12 protein-coding genes are annotated in these 19,228 nt (G+C 57.7%); 5 read left to right on the top strand and 7 right to left on the bottom strand.

All coding sequences use genetic code 11. From position 1 onward, the window contains the following. Nucleotides 1-88: 88 nt before the first annotated feature. Nucleotides 89-3,295, top strand: coding sequence for a glycoside hydrolase family 3 N-terminal domain-containing protein (locus tag EU556_RS06945; protein WP_245327471.1), 3,207 nt, complete (start codon nucleotides 89-91; stop codon nucleotides 3,293-3,295). Nucleotides 3,296-3,508: 213 nt separating this feature from the next. Here the strand turns inward: EU556_RS06945 and EU556_RS06940 are convergent, their stop codons facing one another. Further along, nucleotides 3,509-4,393 carry an alpha/beta fold hydrolase gene (locus EU556_RS06940; RefSeq protein ID WP_135432452.1) on the bottom strand — a complete coding sequence of 295 codons (885 nt, stop codon included), beginning with the start codon at nucleotides 4,391-4,393 and terminating at the stop codon, nucleotides 3,509-3,511. 187 nt (nucleotides 4,394-4,580) lie between these two features. On the opposite strand from EU556_RS06940, the gene EU556_RS06935 reads away from it, so the two are divergent. After that, entirely contained in the window at nucleotides 4,581-6,230 is a 1,650-nt protein-coding gene (locus EU556_RS06935) for a 3-(methylthio)propionyl-CoA ligase (RefSeq protein ID WP_245327469.1), read from the top strand. Between the two features lie 262 nt (nucleotides 6,231-6,492). Here EU556_RS06935 and EU556_RS06930 read toward each other — a convergent pair whose 3' ends face one another. Both EU556_RS06930 and EU556_RS06925 read right to left on the bottom strand, forming a co-directional pair. Further along, on the bottom strand, nucleotides 6,493-7,014 hold the full coding sequence (locus tag EU556_RS06930) for a DUF2059 domain-containing protein (protein WP_135432450.1): 522 nt from the start codon (nucleotides 7,012-7,014) through the stop codon (nucleotides 6,493-6,495). A 75-nt stretch (nucleotides 7,015-7,089) separates the two neighbouring features. After that, nucleotides 7,090-8,265: an acyltransferase family protein gene (locus EU556_RS06925; RefSeq protein ID WP_135432448.1), complete on the bottom strand. Its 1,176-nt coding sequence runs from the start codon at nucleotides 8,263-8,265 to the stop codon at nucleotides 7,090-7,092. Between the two features lie 373 nt (nucleotides 8,266-8,638). Between EU556_RS06925 and EU556_RS06920 the strand changes: the two genes are divergently transcribed. From EU556_RS06920 to EU556_RS06910, 3 genes are all read left to right on the top strand, one after another. Then, nucleotides 8,639-11,770 (top strand): SusC/RagA family TonB-linked outer membrane protein, encoded by a 3,132-nt coding sequence (locus EU556_RS06920; RefSeq protein WP_135432446.1) that lies wholly within the window; start codon nucleotides 8,639-8,641, stop codon nucleotides 11,768-11,770. A 118-nt stretch (nucleotides 11,771-11,888) separates the two neighbouring features. After that, entirely contained in the window at nucleotides 11,889-13,454 is a 1,566-nt protein-coding gene (locus EU556_RS06915) for a SusD/RagB family nutrient-binding outer membrane lipoprotein (RefSeq protein WP_135432444.1), read from the top strand. 48 nt (nucleotides 13,455-13,502) lie between these two features. Next, nucleotides 13,503-14,792 carry a hypothetical protein gene (locus EU556_RS06910; RefSeq protein WP_135432442.1) on the top strand — a complete coding sequence of 430 codons (1,290 nt, stop codon included), beginning with the start codon at nucleotides 13,503-13,505 and terminating at the stop codon, nucleotides 14,790-14,792. A 118-nt stretch (nucleotides 14,793-14,910) separates the two neighbouring features. Here EU556_RS06910 and EU556_RS06905 read toward each other — a convergent pair whose 3' ends face one another. From EU556_RS06905 to EU556_RS06890, 4 genes are all read right to left on the bottom strand, one after another. Further along, nucleotides 14,911-15,501, bottom strand: a complete 591-nt coding sequence (locus EU556_RS06905) for a DUF1989 domain-containing protein (protein WP_135432440.1) — start codon at nucleotides 15,499-15,501, stop codon at nucleotides 14,911-14,913. Next, on the bottom strand, nucleotides 15,470-16,162 hold the full coding sequence (gntA, locus tag EU556_RS06900) for a guanitoxin biosynthesis heme-dependent pre-guanitoxin N-hydroxylase GntA (RefSeq protein WP_135432438.1): 693 nt from the start codon (nucleotides 16,160-16,162) through the stop codon (nucleotides 15,470-15,472). The genes EU556_RS06905 and gntA overlap by 32 nt, the downstream gene beginning before the upstream one ends. Nucleotides 16,163-16,569: 407 nt before the next feature. Beyond that, entirely contained in the window at nucleotides 16,570-18,348 is a 1,779-nt protein-coding gene (locus EU556_RS06895; protein WP_135432436.1) for a glycoside hydrolase family 10 protein, read from the bottom strand. Between the two features lie 174 nt (nucleotides 18,349-18,522). Further along, nucleotides 18,523-19,155, bottom strand: coding sequence for a M15 family metallopeptidase (locus tag EU556_RS06890; RefSeq protein WP_135432434.1), 633 nt, complete (start codon nucleotides 19,153-19,155; stop codon nucleotides 18,523-18,525). Nucleotides 19,156-19,228: the final 73 nt, after the last annotated feature.

Raw genomic sequence — 19,228 nt, 5'->3', positions numbered from 1 at the left:
CTTACCCTCCCGTTTGGGAGCAGCCGATATTCATCCTTACCAAATACCTTAAATTCGCATTCTACCCATTTAACTACTGCCCTTTCCATTGTCTTCTTCTCGCCTCCTCTCTCTCTTGTGGCTGTTGCTGGTGTTGCTGAGCCCGCTGGATAGCTCGGCTCAAAGCCGCCAGAAATCTTCTACCAAGAAAAAATTTGCCCGCACTGAATCTTCACGACCAACTGCCCAGAAAGCACCGTCGTCAAAGACCTCGAGTGCGAAAGCGGCCAGCGCCAAAGCTGCGCAAGCCGCCAAGAGCCGCAACCAGCCCGTGCCGTTTGCGGGCCAGCTAGGCCAGTCGCGCTGGGTTGACTCGGTGATGAAGACGCTGACGCCCGACCAGCGGGTAGCACAGTTGTTTATGGTGGCGGCCTACTCTAACCGCAAGCGGATTGATGAGGACTCCGTATCGGCCCTAATTCAGCAGTACGGCATTGGGGGCCTGATTTTCTTCCAGGGCGGCCCGGTGCGTCAGAGCAAGCTCCTAAACCGCTACCAGAGCCAGAGCAAAGTGCCCCTGCTGGTAGCTATGGACGCCGAATGGGGAGTGGGCATGCGCCTCGACAGCGTGCAGCGCTTTCCCTACCAGATGAGCATGGGCGGTATCCGCGACAACCAGTTGGTCTACGATATGGGCACCGAGGTAGCGGCCCAGTTCAAGCGCTTGGGCATGCACGTCAACTTTGCACCGGTGGTAGACGTGAACAACAACGCCGCCAACCCTGTCATCGGCTACCGCAGCTGGGGCGAAAACCGCGAGAACGTAACCGAGAAAAGTTACCAGTACATGAAGGGCATGCAGGACGCCGGCGTGCTGGCCGTTGCCAAGCATTTCCCCGGCCACGGCGACACCGACACCGACTCCCACCTGGCTCTGCCTTTGCTCCGCATTGACCGCAAGCGCATTGACACCCTGGAGCTGTACCCCTTCAAGAGCTTGATTAAGCGCGGCATTGGGGGCATGATGGTAGCCCACCTTAACATTCCGGCCCTCGATACTACGGGCCTGCCCTCTACCCTTTCTAGGCCTATCATCCAGGATTTGCTGAAGCAGAAGCTGGGCTTCGAGGGCATCATCTTCACCGACGCCATGAACATGAAGGGCGTTATCAGCAAGTACCCGCCCGGCGACGCTGACTTGCGCGCTCTGCTGGCTGGCAACGACATTCTGGAGTTTTCGAAGAACATTCCGCTGGCCCTGAAAATGGTGCGCGAGGCCATCAATAAAGGCCAGCTCAGCCAGGCCGACCTCGATGCCCGCTGCCGCAAGGTGTTGGCCCTGAAGGAGTGGGCAGGCCTGAACAAGTATAAGCCCATTGACCTGCGCAACCTCACCGCCGATCTGAACACGCCCCACGCCCAGTACCTCAGCCAGCACCTCACCGAGCTGAGCACCACGGTGCTGCGCAACCAGAAAAACCTGCTGCCCCTGCAGCGCCTCGATACCCTGCGCCTGGCCACGCTCACCATCGGCACCAAAGACACCACCGACTTCCAGCGTATGGTAGCCGATTACGCGCCGGTGCGCCACTTCTGGCTGCCTGCCACCGCCAGCATGGACGAGCTGACCAAGATGCGCGAGACCCTGAAAGCCTACAATACGGTGCTGGTGGGCGTGAATAATCTCGGTCGCAACCCCGCCACCAACTTCGGCGTGACGCCTGAAACCAACGTGTTCTTACATGAGCTAGGCGGTAAAGGCCAGAAGGTGATTGTAACGGTATTTGGTAACGCTTACGCCGTTGCCAAAATCCGGGACCTGGACCGTGCCGACGCGGTGGTACTGGCCTACCAGGAAAGCAAGAACGCCCAGGACGTAGCCGCTGAGGTTATTTTCGGAGGTATATCGGCCAGCGGCAAGCTGCCCGTGACGGTATCAGACCGCTACAGCTACGGCACTGGCCTAGCTACCAAAGGCGGCATCCGGCTCAGCTACAGCTTCCCCGAGGCAGTGGGCATGAACAACAACCTAGAGGCCCGCGTGGACTCCATCATGAACGGCGCCGTGGCGGCCAAGGCCTTCCCCGGCGGCGAGGTGGTTATTGCCCGTCGTGGCGTGGTGGTGCTGCGCAAAAGCTACGGCACGCACTCATTCCAGGATGCCCCCGCCCAGGGCGGCAAGCCCAGCCGGCCCGTCCGCAACGACGACCTCTACGACCTGGCTTCGGTGACCAAGGTATCGGCGGCACTGCCGAGCCTGATGAAGCTGCAGGACGAGGGCAAGTTCAACCCCGACATGATGCTAGGCCAGTTGTTCCCCGAGTTCAAGGGCACCAACAAGGACAACCTGAAGCTGCGCGACGTACTTACCCACCAAGCCCGCCTGAAAGCCTGGATTCCGTTCTGGCGCGAGTACACTAAGCCCCGCGGCCTGTTCAACTCCCTCTTCGGCAAGAGCCCCGACCCAAAGGACGTGCCGGTTAATCAGCCTTCGGAGATGAGCCGCCGTTACTTCCGCCCCGATTCCTCGGCTCGTTTCCCACTCCGGGCGGCCGGCAACCTCTGGGCCCGCAAAGATTTCCCCGAGCGCATCACCCGCGAAATTGCTGAGTCGCCGCTGAACGAAAAGCCCGGCTACGTGTACTCAGACTTGTCGTTCATTATGTACCCCCGCTTCATCAAAGCCGCCTCGGGCAAAACGATTGACAAGTTTGTAACCGATGAAATCTACCGCCCCTTGGGCGCCACCACGCTGGGCTACAACCCCACGCGCCGCTTCCCACTCAGCCGCATCGCACCCACTGAGTACGACTCTCTGTTTCGCCACAGCCAGCTGCACGGCACCGTCCACGACGAAGGCGCGGCTCTGCTCGGCGGCCTCTCGGGTCACGCGGGCCTGTTCGGCAACGCCAACGACCTAGCTAAGCTGGTGCAACTCTACGCCTGGAACGGTCGCTACGGCGGGCAGCAGCTCCTCAAGCCCGAAACCGTAGCCGAGTACACCCGCTGCCAGTTCTGCCCCGACAACCGCCGCGCCCTGGGCTTCGACCGCCCCGCCGCCAACCCCACGGTGAATTCAGCCAAGAGCGTATCGCAGCTCAGCTATGGGCACACTGGCTATACGGGCACCTATTTCTGGGTTGACCCTAAGGAGGAGCTGACCTGCATCGTGCTCACCAACCGCGTAAACCCCACCCGCCGCAACAACAAGATTTCAGAATTAAGCGTCCGGTCGGGCGTGTTGCAGGTGGCGCTGGAGAGCATCCGGCAGCCCCATAAGCAGGCCGTGGAAAGCACGGTACCGCAGGAAAATTAGAAGTATTCTGTCTGATTATCCTAAACGGAAGCCGCTCCTGAGGTTCAGGAGCGGCTTCCGTTTTTTGAGTTATTTGAGGCGTCTCCTGCTGCACGTCATCCTGAGCAGCGCGAAGGATCTTACCACGAAGCGTTAGGCTCTAGGCCAGTCGTTCATGCGTGAGAAGATCCTTCGCGCTGCTCAGGATGACGGCTTGAGTATTGTATCGTGTCTCTAATTAGCCGACAGGAAAGTCTCCATGGCCGTGAGAGTTTCTAGGGGGGCACTCAGGTGGGGGCAGTGGCCGGTGGCCTGCAGCTTCACTAGCGTAGACTGGGGCAGGTGTGCGTGCAGGTACTCCCCTACTTCTTCCGGAGCTACGGCATCCTGCGAACATTGCAAGATCAGGGTTGGGATGTTGAGCAATGGCACCTCGGCCCGGTTATCGGCCAGGAAAGCGGTGGTGGCAAACTGCTTAGCAATCTGAGGGTCGGTGTTGCAGAAGAAGCCGGCCAGCTCCTCCCCCAACGACGACTCATTTCTGGCCCCCATCAGAATAGTGGCAAACATATTGGCCCAGCTAGAGTAGTCTGCGTCCATGAGCTGCAGCAGCTGATGCACATCCTCGCGCTCGAAGCCGCCGTGGTAGCCCGGCTCATTGGTGTAGCAAGGAGAGGGCGCCAGCATAATGCACTTTGCAAAATAAGCGGGCTCCTGAATGGCGGCCAGCATAGCAATAGTGGCCCCGATGGAGTGGCCTACCAGCACCACATCGCGCAGATTCAGCACCTGGCAAATATCCACGATATCCTGCGCGTAGCCCTCCAGCGAGCTGTACTTCACTGGCTCGTAAGCCTGGAGGTCTGATTCGCCGGAACCCACATAGTCAAACAGTACCAGCTTGTAGCGCGTGGCCAGCGACGTGGTAAGGTAGCGCCAGATGTGCTGGCTGCAGCCGAAGCCGTGGCAAAACAGCAGCACCTGCTCTCCGCTGCCAATAACCCGCACTTTGTTGCGCTGCAATAGTGGGTGGGTATACTCTAAGGCCTCAAGTGACTGATTAACAAAGGGCTGACCGGGAGTGAGCGAACTAGGAAAAGTTACGGTACGAAACTGCATACAGGTACTACAAACGCTTATTTATCAAGCTCATCAGTAACAACTTGACCACGGAAAGATACTGGCACATACATGAATCGAACCTCAAATAGTTTAATAATTAAATTTTATAGCTACATATTGCTATACTAAGCTCGACGCTAGTAGTTGGCTGGGAAGTAAAACTATGCGGGCAAATACCTAGCTTATGGGTCCCACCAACAAGATTCCCATGCTAGGCCTGATGATGAACGAGCCCCTGCGCATTGCGGGGCTACTGGAGCACGCTGCTAAGTGGCACGCTGACACTGAAATTGTTTCTCGCCTACCCGAGGGTGGCCTACACCGCTACACCTATGCTGCGGCTCACCAGCGCAGCAAGCGGCTGGCCAATGCCCTAACGGAGCTGGGCATTCGTGGCGGCGACCGGGTGGGCACGCTGGCCTGGAACACGCACCGCCACTTTGAGCTGTATTATGGTATTTCGGGCATGGGCGCAGTGTGCCACACCATCAACCCCCGCCTGTTTTTTGAGCAGCTCGTCTACATCATCAACCACGCCCAAGACCGGCTGCTGTTCTTCGACCTCACCTTTCTGCCCCTGGTAGAGAAGCTGGTGCCCCAGTGCCCCACCGTGGAAAGCTGGGTGCTGATGACCGGCCGGGCCCACCTGCCCGAAACCACCACCCTCCCCAATCTACGCTGCTACGAAGACCTGCTGGCGGCCCATAATGCCGAGTACGAGTGGCCTACGTTCGACGAAAACACGGCCTCCTCACTGTGCTACACATCCGGCACCACCGACCAGCCCAAGGGCGTGCTTTACTCCCACCGCTCTACGCTGCTGCATAGCTACGCCGCCTCTCTGCCCGACTGCTTTAACTGCTCCGCCCGAGACGTGGTGTTGCCGGTGGTGCCCATGTTTCACGTCAATGCCTGGGGCATTCCGTATGCGGCGCCCATGAACGGCTGTAAGTTGGTGATGCCCGGCCCCGGCCTCGACGCGGCCAGCCTCTACGAGCTCTATGAACAGGAAGGCGTGACGTTTACGGCCGGCGTGCCCACCATTTGGTTTGGGCTGCTGACGTTTATGCGCGAGAAACAACTACAGTTTTCCACCCTCCGGAAGATGATTGTGGGCGGAGCGTCCTGTCCGCCAGCTCTGCTCAAGGCCTTTGAGGAAGAGTTGGGCGTAGAAATTCGGCACGCGTGGGGCATGTCGGAAACCTCGCCGCTGGGTACCGTGTGCACCCTCAAGCCCCAGCAGCTCAGCCTTAGCCCCGACGAGCAGTTTGCTATCCAGACCAAGCAGGGCCGAGCCATTTTCGGCGTTGACATGAAGATTGTGGATGATGCCGGCCAGGAGCTGCCCCACGACGGCGTGGCCTTCGGCGACCTGCTGGTGCGCGGGCCGTTCATCGTGCGCGAGTACTTCGGATCCGACCAGCCGAGCGGACTCACCGCCAACGGCTGGTTCTGCACCGGCGATGTAGCTACCATAGACCCCAATGGCTTCATGCAAATCACCGACCGCTCGAAGGACGTTATCAAGTCGGGCGGCGAGTGGATTTCGAGCATCGAGCTGGAAAACCTCGCCGTAGGCCACCCCGCCATTGCCGAAGCCGCTGTGATTGGCGTGCCTCACCCCAAATGGAGTGAGCGGCCCCTACTGGTTGTCGTCCGCAAGCCCGAAGCCCAAATCAGCAAACAAGAGCTACTGGCCTACTACGAAGGCAAAGTAGCCCGCTGGTGGATTCCGGAAGCCGTAGAGTTTGTAGACCAACTCCCCCACACCGCCACCGGCAAGCTCCTCAAAACCAAGCTCCGCGAAGATTTTGCCGGGTACGAGTTTTCGTGATGAGGTGATAAGGTGACGGAACGAGTTGGTGAAGTGTCCTAGAACTGCTCTGTCATTGCGAGCATGTGGCATATCGAGCTATCATTATAGCCAGCCTTCCATCTCAGAAAGTAACATCCTGGAGAAATAAGAAGCCCTTACTTCTGCCAAGAAGTAAGGGCTTTTAAACATGATGAACGGTTCGCCTATGAACAAGGAAGAACTAGGTCGTCGGGCCTCCGCACAGTGACGCGCTAGGCCACTTCACTCATCCACTCAATCACTATTTCACCGTTCCCGTGCCTGGAGTTGCTTGCTGACTTTGCATTTTGTCGGCAATGGCTTTCTGCAATTCGGGTAGGTGCTCCTGCACGCGGCGCTGGCCTATTTCCATGCCGGCTTGCATAAGCATGGGCATTTTCTGGATGGTTTTGCGGCCAGTAGGCGTCTGATAGAACTTGTTCAGCTCTTTGAGTTCTTTTTCGGTGAACTCCTGAGCGTAAAGCTGCACCAGGTCTTCCTTCATAGACTGCCAGCTCATGTACTTCGTGAGGAAAGCGCGCATTTCAGGCTCTACCGCTTTCATTTCGGGGCGCTGCTCTAGCTGCACATCCAGCATGCGGCTGGTCATTTCCGTCATGTTCTTTTCGCTGCCAGTTACGGCCAGTAGCTCTTCGGCCGCTTTGCGGTGACTCGCGGATATCGGCGTGGTGGAGGCCGCGGCAGGAGTAGCGGGGGTTGTTTGGGCACTTACGGCCGGGGCAGTTAGCACAAGGGCTGCTGCCAGTATCCACGGATGTTTCATACTTCCAATACGAGAAAGCAGGGCCGTCGTTGGTGTGAGTAGTGGAAATCAGGTACTGAGGTGGCCTAGAGCAGGCTACACTTTAATGATGATCTGCTTCTTATACATCACCCACAGAATGCCCAGCCAAATAAGCACGCATGCAATGGCCCCCGCCAACGAGGCATTAATGGGGCTGAAATACGGCACAAACAGCGTGTCATACATCCACGTCCGTAGGCCAGTTGGGCCGTTAGGGCCGGGCACTTTAATCATGTTCAGCAGGCGCGGTACCAAGCTAGAAAGGAAAAACACGGTGATGGCATTTACGCCGTACACCAAGGGTGCCTTAATCCAGCCACGGTAGCCCTGCACGTCGCAGAGCCAGTAGAATGCGGCTAGTACCGCCACCGCTAGGCCACCGGCGTAAAGCACGTAAGAGCTGGTCCAGAGGCTTTTGTTGATGGGAAACCAACCGTTCCAGATCAGGCCTAGTACCACGCAGGCGCCCCCTGCCACAAACAGCCAGGCCACTTTCGTTGCTGGGGCCACCTCCGGTTGCCGCAGCCAGCGGGCCGTGAGCATACCCAGTAGGCCAGTACCCACGGCGGGCAGGGTGCCCAAAATCCCTTCGGGATCCCAGGTGCGGCTTGATTTCCAGAGGTGGGCTTCCCCCAGAATAGTACGGTCGAGCCAGGCGCCCAGGTTGGTGCTGGCCTCCAGGTTGGCGGGCCCGTAGCCGGGTACTGGCACCAACTGCAGCAGCACATTGTAGAGCACCAAAATGGTAGCCAACAGGCCTAACTGCTGGCGCCAGGTGGTTTTCAAGAACACGATACCACATATCAGGAACACCAAGGCAATGCGGGCCAGCACGCCTGGGATGCGCACCGTGCTAAAATCGAAACTAGGAAACAGGGCCGAGAATAGGCCTAGACCATACAAAATGGCCGCCCGCTTCAAAATGCGCAGCATGATGCGCCCGTGGGTTTCGGGCTGCTGCCGGGCCCCATCGAGGGCATAGACCAAGCTTACGCCTACAATGAATAGGAAGAACGGAAAGATGAGGTCGGTGGGCGTGCAGCCGTGCCAGTGGGCGTGCTCCAGCGGGGCATAGATATGGTCCCAACTACCGGGATTGTTCACCAGAATCATGGCCATTACCGTGATGCCCCGGAAGACATCAAGCGACACAAGCCGGCCAGGTTGGGAAGCTTCGGCTAGGGGCTGGGTGCCGGTGGTTTGCACGGCGGCCTGTGTAGTAGTCTGCATGTAAGAAATTTAATGAGATAACAGTAGCTTAGGGCAACAAAGCTCAGGTGTGGTGCTAGATGCTAGCGGGTAAGTTGAGGCTTTACAATGAGCATTCAAAGTGCGCGGGGCAAGCTAGAGAAACCTCTATATAGTTGATTGCTGAATTTGTGCCTGCTAGCTTTAGCAGCACTTTTTTTCAATTTTTTCAATAAAACTGGCCGTCCTTACCCGAGTTGGGTACTTTTTTCGGTCGTTCAGTTTCATTTTTTACGTCTTTTAGTTTTTCCTTTCTTTTCAGCCTGCCCCCGACAGGCTGTTTTTGATTAGTGTTTCTCGGCGTCCTGCTCCCGCCGGGGCCCCCTCATCCCCACTCATCTCTCACTCACTCTTTATGAAAAAACTTCTATGGTCTCCGCTGGCCCTAGGGGTGCTGCTGGCTTCCCCGCCGAGCTACGCCCAAACGGCTGCTACTCGCACCATAACTGGCGTGGTTACCGGTGCCAACGACCAGCAGCCGCTGCCCGGTGTCAACGTCTTGGTGAAAGGTACCACCCTCGGTACCCAAACCGACGGGGAAGGTCGCTACTCCCTGCCTAACGTGCCGGAAGGCAGCACCCTGGTGTTTAGCTTCATTGGCTACACCAGCCAGGAGTATCGCCTGGGCAACTCCCCCTCCGCCAATATCAGCCTCGCCCCCGACTCTAAGAGCCTCAATGAGGTAGTAGTAACGGGCTACGGCATCAAGCAGGAGCGTACCGACCTAAACTACAGTGCCCCTCAGGTGCAGGGTTCTGAACTGGTAGAGACTCGCCAGACTAACATCGTGAATGCCTTGCAGGGCAAAGTAGCGGGTGTGCAGATTACCAGCTCGGGCGGGGCACCCGGCGAAGGCGCGGCCATTGTAATCCGGGGCGGTAACTCCCTCGATGGCAACAACCAGCCCTTGTTTGTGGTGGATGGCATCATCATGGACAACAACTCATTCGTGGAAAGCACAGCGCCGGGGGGCGGCTCGGGCTTCAACGGCTTGCTGGGTCGCTCTACGGCCAACCAGAACCGCGCCGGCGACTTGAACCCCGAGGACATTCAGAGCATGACGGTGCTGAAGGGGCCGGCCGCGGCAGCTATTTATGGTCTGCGCGCCGCAAACGGAGCCGTAATTATCACTACCAAGAAAGGCGCGGCAGGCCGGGCTACTATCACCTACCGCACGCAGTTCTCAGTAGACGAGGTGAACCGCCTCCCCAAGCTTCAGGACCAGTACAAGCAGGGCGCCAACGGCGTGTTTGACGCCACTACCCGCAACTCCTTCGGGCCGCGTTTTCAGCCCGGCGAGCAGGCGTACGACAACTTGGGCGACTTCTTCCAGACCGGCAAGAGCTGGCAGCACTACCTGACCATGTCGGGGGGCACCGACCGGAGCACGTTCCTGTTTTCTGGCTCCCGCACCGATGTTTCGGGCGTGGCGCCCACCAGCCTCTACGATAAAACCACGCTACGCCTCTCGGGTACCTCCAAGCTCACGGAAAAGCTCAGCGTAACGGGCTCGGCTCAGTACCTGAACGTGGGGGGCCGCACCCCGCTGCAAGGCCCTGGCCTGTTTGCCAGCACGGGCGGCTACTTGGTTAGCTTACTAAGCTGGCCCCGTAATGACGATGCCCGCAACTACCTCAACCCCGATGGCACCCGCCGCCGCCTGCTGGGCACGGGCACCTCGGCCAACGACGCCGATAACCCCTACTTCACGGTATACCGCAACCCGCAAACCACGCGCACCAACCGCTTTATCGGCAACGTGCAGACCACACTGGACCTGTACAAGTGGTTGGGCCTGAGCTACAATATCGGCACCGACTTCTACGTGCAGAAAGACCGCTCCATTCGGGCGGTGGGCACTTCGCAGGCTAGTAACCAAGACGGGGGCGTGGGTGAAACGGCTACCCTAAACCGCCTGCTCACCTCCAACTTCCTGGTGACGCTGAAGCACGAGCTGAACGAAAACGTGAATGGCTCGCTGGTACTGGGTAACACGGTAGAAATGAGCCGGGCCGAAGTCACCGACAACCTGGGTCTGATTTTCCTGAACCCGTTCCCGGCCATTCCATCCATCAACAACACCGTCAACCGCAACACGCTCATCACTAATACTGAGCGGCGACTGATTGGTAACTTCGCGCGCCTCAACGTGAATCTATTTCAGCAGGTGAATGTGGAGTTGAACGGCCGGATCGACCAGTCTTCTACCTTGCCTAGGCCAGGTGAAAACAAGAACTTCGGCCGCACGTTCGGCTATGGCTCCGTGGCGCTGGGCTGGCAGTTCACCAAGCTGTTTGGCCTCGACCAGAACCCTTGGCTGAACTACGGTAAGATTCGGGGCTCGGTAGCCGAAGTGGGCAAAGACACCGGCCCTTACCGCGTTGACTCGCCGCTGGCTCAGGCCACCTACATTGGGGGCGGTTTTCGTAACGGCTTCTACGGCTCCAACCGCTTGCTGGTGCCAGAGCGCACCCGCGCCTACGAAGTGGGCATCGACTTGCAGTTCCTGCGCAACCGTCTAGGCCTGGAAGCTAATATCTACCAGCAAGACACCCGCGACCAGCTGATTGCTCCTCGCGTAAGCCAAGCCACGGGCTTTATTCTGCAGTACATCAATGGCGGTACAGTTACCAACAAGGGTATTGAAGTGGCCCTGCGTGGTACGCCCGTGCAAAGCTCTACCGGTTTCAACTGGGATATCAACGCCAACTTCTACGCCAACCGTAACAAGGCTACCAAGCTGCCCGGCTTCCTGACGGAAGTGTACCAGTCGGATGCCTTTATCATTGACGTAGCACGCGGTGGTGCCTTCCCTGGCAAGCCAATTTCTTCCATCAGCTCCCTTGACTTTCAGCGCGCCCCCGATGGGCAAATCCTGATTAACGCTACCACGGGGTATCCGCTGATCAACACTAGTACCTTCGTGTACGCAGGCAACCGCGCCCCTGACTATACTGTGCAGGTGACCAACAACTTCCGCTACAAAGATCTGTCGTTGGCCTTCCTGCTTGACTTCCGTAAGGGCGGCAAAGTGGTAAACGGAAACGACTGGTTTGCGACCCGCCAGGGCCTAAGCGAGCGGACCCTCGACCGCTACAAGCAAGTAGTATTCTCAGGCGTAGTGGCGCAGGCTGATGGCTCATATGTGCCGAACACCCGGCCCGTGGAAGTTACCCAAGCCTACTATCAGAATATCCTAGGGGCCATCGGCACGCCTTTCATTGAAGACGGCTCTTGGTCGCGTCTGCGCTACGTTACGCTGACCTACAACCTACCCACTACCCTGTTCAGCAATTCCAAAACCGTGCAAGGGGTGGAGCTGGCAGTAACGGGCCGGAACCTGGTGCTGCTCACTAAATACAGCGGCGTCGATCCGGAAACATCGGCGGCTGGTGCGGGTGTGCGCGGCGGCGGTTCCAGCGGCTTCGACTATGGCAGCGTGCCCGGCACGCGTGGCGTGGACATGAGCGTACGCGTGAAATTCTAGCACTCAACTGCTGAACGCTGGGTGAGCGGGGCCGGTTTCTGGGGCATACTGCATCAGTTTCAGATCCTTCCTGGCTCTCACTCAGCCGTCAGCAATTGACAATAAACAGACTTTGTACATGAAACGATATCTTCTTTTTCTAGGCCTGCTTCTCGGAAGTGGAGCCACGCTTACGTCCTGCGAAAGTTTCCTGGACACCAATACCGACCCTAATAATCCTACTACCTCCACGCCGAACTTTTTGCTGCCTGGCATTATTTCGCAGGCCGTGCAAACGCAAATGTTCACCTCGCTTACCACCACGTACATCACGCAGTACACGGTGCGCAAAACTCCGGCTGCCAGCACCGACCAGTTTGTGCTGACCAATGCCAACAGCACCAACCTGTTCAACTACACCTACTATTACTCCGGCGGTAACATCCCGACCATGACGGCCGCCGCCCAGCAGGAAGGCTCGCCGCACTACATTGGCGCGGGCAAAATTATCCAGGCCATGCTGCTGGCGCACGCCACCGATATGCTGGGAGATATTCCGTATTCGGAGGCTTACCAAGGTGCCGCCAACTACACGCCCAAATACGACCCCCAGGAGCAGATCTACCAGAACATTCTCACGCTCTGCGACGAGGGAATTGAGCTGATGAAAACTCCGGTGGCGCAGGAGTTCCGGCCGCTGTACATCACTTCCCCCAGCATTTCCGGTGACATCCTCTTCAAGGGCGACCTTACTAAGTGGATTAAGTTTGCCAACAGCCTCAAGGCACGGCAGCTTAATCACCTGAGCAAGAAGAGCAGCTACAACCCGCAGCAGATTCTGACGCTGGTAGACAATGGCATGACCAGTTCTGCCGACGATGCCCAGCTCCAGTACCAAGTAGCTGTAGCACCGCTGGCCAGCACAACGAATATTTTCGGGACTACGCGCAACAACTACCCAACGGCTACTTTCTCCACCAACATCATTAAGTACCTGAACGGTAACGTGGCCGGCGCTGCCTACCCCGGCGTGGTAGACCCTCGCCTGACCATTATGGCCACGGCCACCAGCACCGGCAACGACCCCGGCGTGACCCAGTCTGCCACCACCAACATTGTAAACGGCTTCACCGATTTCTACAGCTCCTGGTATGCCCGCGACCTGGGCTACTTTGAAGTGCTGAGCTTCCATGAGCTGAAGTTTATTGAGGCCGAAGCTGCCTTTAAGGCTGGCAACCTCGATCGGGCCCTGAAGGCGTACCGTGATGGTGTTCGGGCGCACATGCTCAAGATTGGTGCGGGTGGCTCCAACGGTAACCCAGCCGTTACGTTCCCGGTACTGACGACTGCTCAGGTTGACGCCTACCTCGGCAGCGCGGCCGTGGCGCAGAACACCAGCGAGCTGAGCCTCAAGCGCATCATGGAGCAGAAATACATTGCCATGTTCCTAAACCCGGAGTCGTGGTCAGACCTGCGCCGTTACGATTTCAGCCCGGAGATTTACGTGAACCTGAAGTACCCAGCCAACGCTAACGCAGTGCTGGCGGCCAAGCCCGATTTCAAGGACCGTTGGCCCCGCCGAATGCTACCAGGCGGCACGGAGGTGCTCTACAACCCGCAAGCGGTGAGCAAGGTCTTCTCTGATGTGAATGCTACCAACAACGACGACTACATCACGAAACCGCTGTGGTGGGACCGTCCCTAAGTAGCCTAGCCTTCGCGCGTATTCCTGACTTTTTAACGGACCCTCTCCATGAAATATAGCACACTCCGCCGCTTGGTTCCGGGCCTACTGGCCGTAGTCGGTGGCCTAGGCCTAGCCAGCTGCGAGAAAGAAATTGATACCTATTACGACGAAATAGGCCCCCAGTACCCCACGTTCCTCTCCAACGCCCTGCCCACCATCACGAAGTACGCGACGGGTGAAGTGGTGCAGTTTGAGCTGCAGTTCGCCCAGCAAACGGCTCCCATTCGTGAAATTCGCATTCTGCAGAAAGTAGAGCCCTCCCGCGACTCAACGCTGGCCCAAACCATTCCGTACCGCCCGGCCTTTTCCAAGCGCAAAAATGCCGATACGCTGGTGGTAAACTTTGTAGTGCCAGCCGGCCAGAACAAGGCCAACGTGCGCGTGGATGCCGTGGTAGTGTCGGAGAATTCTCAGACGAAAACCCGGTCCTTTAACTTCCGCCTTGCCGAGTCTACGCCGACGATTAAGGTAAATACGGTAACCAACGTAACGGCCCCGACCGGTGCTACTCCCGTGCCCGGCGACGTGGTACGCTACAACGTGCTGCTGAACGAGGGCGGTATTAATACCGCCTCGGCCCTTACATCCACCGGCACGCTCTATAAGGACCTCGACAGCTTGGTGACCTACGTGAAAGTGGGTAATGCCGCTGAACGCCGGGCGCAGCGGGCCGTACGCCTTCCGGCTGGCACTGCCGCCCAAACTGGCGCGCAAACAGCCGTGAACGTAGATGTGACCATTCCGGCCGGCAGCAGCGGCCAAACCGTGCAGTACCGATTTGAGGCAAAGTCGCGCTACCAGAACACGACGCCTCCCGCTGCACCCAGCGTCCGGACGGCTACAGCTACTGCCGCGGCCATCACGCCGGGCACCGCTACTGGCCTAGCCACTGCTACTACTGTTACACTCACGTATGCCGGTACCACTGGCGGCGACTTAGCAGCTTACGACCTGACGACGTTTGCCGCTGTGCCGGCAGCAGGCGCCGCTACCAGCAAGGACGTAAGCATTAGCAGCACCGCTAGCAATGCCGTGCAGCTGAAGGCCCTCAACACTACCAAGTTTGCGGCTACCACCGCGGCAGTGTATAATGCGGCCACGCTGAACAGCATCCGGCAGGTGTACCAAACCACTGCCGCCGCCAGCCAGCTCACCACCCTCGACAACGTGGCCGTAGGCAGCGTGTACATAGCCCGACTACGTAACGCCGACCAGTACGCCATCTTCACAGTTACGGGCATCAACCGTACCTCCGCTAGCGACGTGACCGTAACACTAGCTGTAAAGTCGCTCTAGGCCACTAGGCTACGCTTAAAACGCAAAAAGCTCCTCTCAGCAATTGAGAGGAGCTTTTTTAATGACCAGTAGGCTAACAAGTTCGCGCTAGGCCAGTACCTGTGGCTGTAGGTGTCAGCTAGTCTAGAATCTGGTAGCCGATGGGCTTAAACGAGTAGTTATTCGACATTTCTGCCGAACAGGCCGTCATACCGATGAGAAGGTCTGTTTTGGCTTCCAGGATAACATAGTCACCGGCTTTGCTTTTGGGCGGCAGTACATCTATTCGGCCGGTTTCGCCATTCACGGTTACGTGCATGAAGATGTTAAAACAGATTGGAATGGCGTCGGGGCTGATGCCGTATTCCTTTAAGGCTTCGCAGAGGTTACCGAAACAGCCGCGGTGCGGGTGCGTGTGGCCGTAGATGATGCGAAAAGTATCGGCGCTGCAGGGAGTCAGCAAAAAATCGTGACGGCCCACGGTGTCCTCCACCAGTTCAAACATAATGTTGCTGCGGTTGGAGTAGAATGGGTGGCCCTTGGTTAGGAAGATGGTCTCAGCGTAATCAATGGTACGCCCCGAGGAAAGGTACTCGGCCCGGTCATCGAGGTTATAGCACACGAAGTCTGAAACCTGCTCGCCCTCAATATCTACTACTTTCAGCTTCTGCCCCTTACGCAGGATAAAGGCGGTGCCGCTACGCGGCGGAATGATGGTTAATGGCTCCATGTTGGCTTAAGAAAGGACACTTCCAGGTTTCGTCATACGCTTTTCCACTGTACTGGTAGGCTTCGGATGCCTCGCCGTAGTCCTGAAGCATGGGGTTGATGGAGCCCGAGTAGGCCACGTCGCGGGTTCGGATGGTGTCGCGGATGCTATTGTAGCGGTCGTTGTTGCGGATTTGCTCAAACTGAGCGTGCGGGTTAAACACCATGGTGGGATACGCAAATTGGCGCGCTGCCCGGGAGCTGCCGGGATGCAGCCCAATCACAAAAAACGCTTCCTCTTTCAGGCTGAAGCTAAAGTCTGGTGAAGAGGGGTCGGCCACTACTCGGCGGTCGTACCCGTAGTGCTGGGCGTCTAGGTTGGAAAGGGACTGTAGGCGCTGCCAGAACAGCTCTTCAAACATAGCCTCGTTGGGTGCCTCAGGCCCCTTGAAGATAACGGCCGCACTATGGTAGAGCTTTTCCGACTGCCGGTAGGTATCCACGAAATCATACACAAACTCCAGAATGGCCGCGTCGTCTTTAGGGCAAGCTAAGTGGTCAACTACCAGGCATTTGATCTGCTGGAAGGTAAGGGCCGTTTTGGCCGCTACGCAGGGGAATTCCTTCTTTTTTATAAAAGAAAGATATTCACTACTATATATATCATCTTGAATGTCAATCATGTTTCAGGTCTTGCAGTAATAAAACCATCGGAATAATTAAAATACCGACGAGTTAGATTTACGCAGGACCTGAACCATATGTTGACCTGAAAGCTGAGGGACAATAGGCTACTTGCTTACTCCGTATTGTGGAGCTTACAGCCATTTTGGCAGCTTTTTACTCCGTACAAACCCCTAGATTCGGGGCATATATTTTTACAAACTGCTGGAAGAGTAGTACTAAATACTGAGGCGTACTTTTCTTCTTTTGTTGAAGAAAAACCATAAAATCTTACACAAAATATTTACTTCAGGCTGCTAAGCTTTCTGGCATTTTCAGTGCAGCCCCAGCCTATCTAGTTCTGCATTTACTAAAACAGGTGGCCTAGATAAGCCACCTGTTAAAGAGTGTAGCAGGAAAACTAAGCTCAGCGTCCGCCAAACAATCGGTCAAAGAAGCCACCCCGCTTGCGCTTGGTCTTCGTTTTTGTCTTGACCTTAGTAGGAGCTGTGCTACTTACCGTGGGCCGGGGCGTTGGCACTGGCCTAGCCGGTACGGTGGGCGCGGGCACCGTAGGCTGGGGCGCTGGGGCCGACGGGCCGGGAGCAGGTGCAGGAGCTTGAGCCACCACAATTTCAGCGGCGCGGCCAGTACTTAGCACCCGCACCGGCGAGCTTTCATTGTGCAGGCGGTCGACGGCAGTAAGGTAGTAGGCGTAGGCCACTCCGCGGCGGGCAGTGGTATCGGCGAAGAACAAGCCGCGGCCCAACTGAGGGCGCAGCACGGCCAGAATATTGCGTGGGTCGTCGGGGGTGGGCTGGGTGTTGCTATCGAAACGGTAGAGTACGTAGTAGGCGGCCGCGTCGCCATCAGAGGCCACGGGGCTGGGTTGCCAGGTAAGCGTATTGGCCGCGGCAGAGGCCGTGAGGGTCAGGTTTTGAGCCGGGCGCGGGGGCACGGCATCCAGCCAAGGCATGGCGGGCACCAGCGCCGGGTACCGGAACTCGTGCTGCCGCAGCGAGTCGGTAGTGTGCAAGGGATTCGACAGCAACGACTTCGAGCTGAAGAACACGCTCCCTCCTACTTCGGTGGGGAAAGTGCGGTTGAAGCGCACCTGCCGGGGCAGCTCGCGGGGGTTGCGCCACGTGGTATCGGCGCGGGTATTTTCGAGCATGCGGTACGCTCCGTGCCCGATGTAGAGGTGGCGGCCGTTGCTGTTGCGGGCCCACCATTCCACCAGCACCGGGTACTGGGCTACTTTAAAATTAGTGCTCCAATAGAGCTGGGGCAGCACGTAGTCGACCCAGCCCTGCCGCAGCCACTCCAGCGCGTCGGCGTAGAGGCCGTCGTAGCCCTGAAAGGCTTTGGTAGCCGAGCCGTTGGGGTCGGTGGTCTGGTTGCGCCACACGCCAAACGGCGAGATGCCGAACTTCACCCAGCGCTTGGTGCTCTGGATAGTATCATGCAAAGTGTGAATCAGCGTGTTCACATTCTCGCGCCGCCACCCGGCCAAGTCTAACTGGTTAGGGTTGTACTGGGCGTAGGCCGCCTCATCGTGGATGGTAAGCCCACCCTCAGGATATGGGTAGAAGTAGTCGTCGAAATGGACGCCGTCGATATCATAGCGCTTCACCACGTCGAGGATTACCTGCGTGATATAGTTGCGCACCTGGGGTAGGCCAGGGTTGTAGAGCAGCTTGCCCCCGAAGCGCAGAAACCACTCGGGGTGCTGGCGAAACGGGTGGTTGGGAGCGAGGCGCCGCGTCACGGAGTCCATAGAGGCGCGGTACGGGTTAAACCACGCGTGAAACTCCATACCTCGGTTGTGCGCCTCCTCAATCAGAAAGGGCAGCGGATCGTAGAGCGGTGTGGGTGCTTTGCCCTGGGTGCCCGTAAGCCACTTGCTCCAGGGCTCCAGGCTGCTCTGGTAAAAGGCATCGGAAGCGGGCCGCACCTGCACAAATACGGCGTTGATGCCGCTGCGCTGGTGCTCATCTAGAATACGGCGATACTCGCGGCGCTGCTGATCCGGGGTGAGGCTGCGGCTGCTAGGCCAGTCAATGTTCTCCACGGTGGCAATCCAAACGCCCCGTAGTTCGCGCTTAGGCGGCGCATCGGTGGCGGTGGCAACGTGGCTGGTCAGCAGCCAGGTAAGAAGCAATAAGGCAAAAAGCGGGAAGCGGCCGGGGGCAAAAAATCGAGACATTGCCCAAAATTACGCTATTCAGCCGTGGCAGAGTCGCCTGCCGCTGAAATAGTAGTGGGCCCTAGGCCAGGTCTGGCGGTTAGGCACACAGCCCGCCTCCGGCTTGGGCCAGCCGACAACAACGAACACAACGCAATTACCTCCTTCGCTTAGTCTGTTGGGCCCCAGAAAACGTTACGCCGAGGCTAGTTGATCGAACGGAATATCGAGCAGATCGAACTCAGCCCAGCTTTGATGATCAAAGTGCCACCACTCGCCGGGGTAGTTAATGAAGCCATGGTACTGCATAGTGGCCAGCAAAATACTGCGGTTCAGCATCACGTGGGCCGGCAGGTCGCCGTAGCGGGAGCGGGCGGCGGGCGTCAGCTCATCGAAGTCAGTAGGGAGCGGCACCCGCTTGCCGTTGCTGAGCATGACTAGGCCTACATCCACGGAGCAACCCCGGTTGTGGCGGGAGCCCCGCCAAGGAGGAGCAGCAAAGTTTTCGTCCTGAATCTGCTCGTACATGCGCACCGTTATGCTATAGGGCCGATACGCATCGTACACGCACAGGCCTAGGTCGCGGTCGGCTAGGCTGGCTTGCACCTGGGCCAGGGCTTCCGCTACGGGTTCGCGCAGGAGGGCCCGCGCCTCCGGATACACAGCCTCGCCCAGCAAATTGTCGGGGGTGGCGTAGCGAATATCAAGCACAACGGACGGAATCAGCTCGGCTAGGTCTACGAGCCGCTGCCCCGCATTGCTTTGCACCAACTGGTGGTATTCTTCAATGGAAGAAACAACGGAAAGCCCATATGACGACTCAGACATACACGAAATACCCTCAACGGTAATTATGGCACAAGTAAGCTACTCTCTTACGCCTGCAAAGCTCCACGGTTAT

Source organism: Hymenobacter fodinae, assembly GCF_004745825.1.
GTDB classification, from domain to species: Bacteria; Bacteroidota; Bacteroidia; order Cytophagales; family Hymenobacteraceae; genus Hymenobacter; species Hymenobacter fodinae.
The sequence above is the reverse complement of the archived record's forward strand: the minus strand, read 5'-3'. Positions and strand labels throughout refer to the sequence as shown.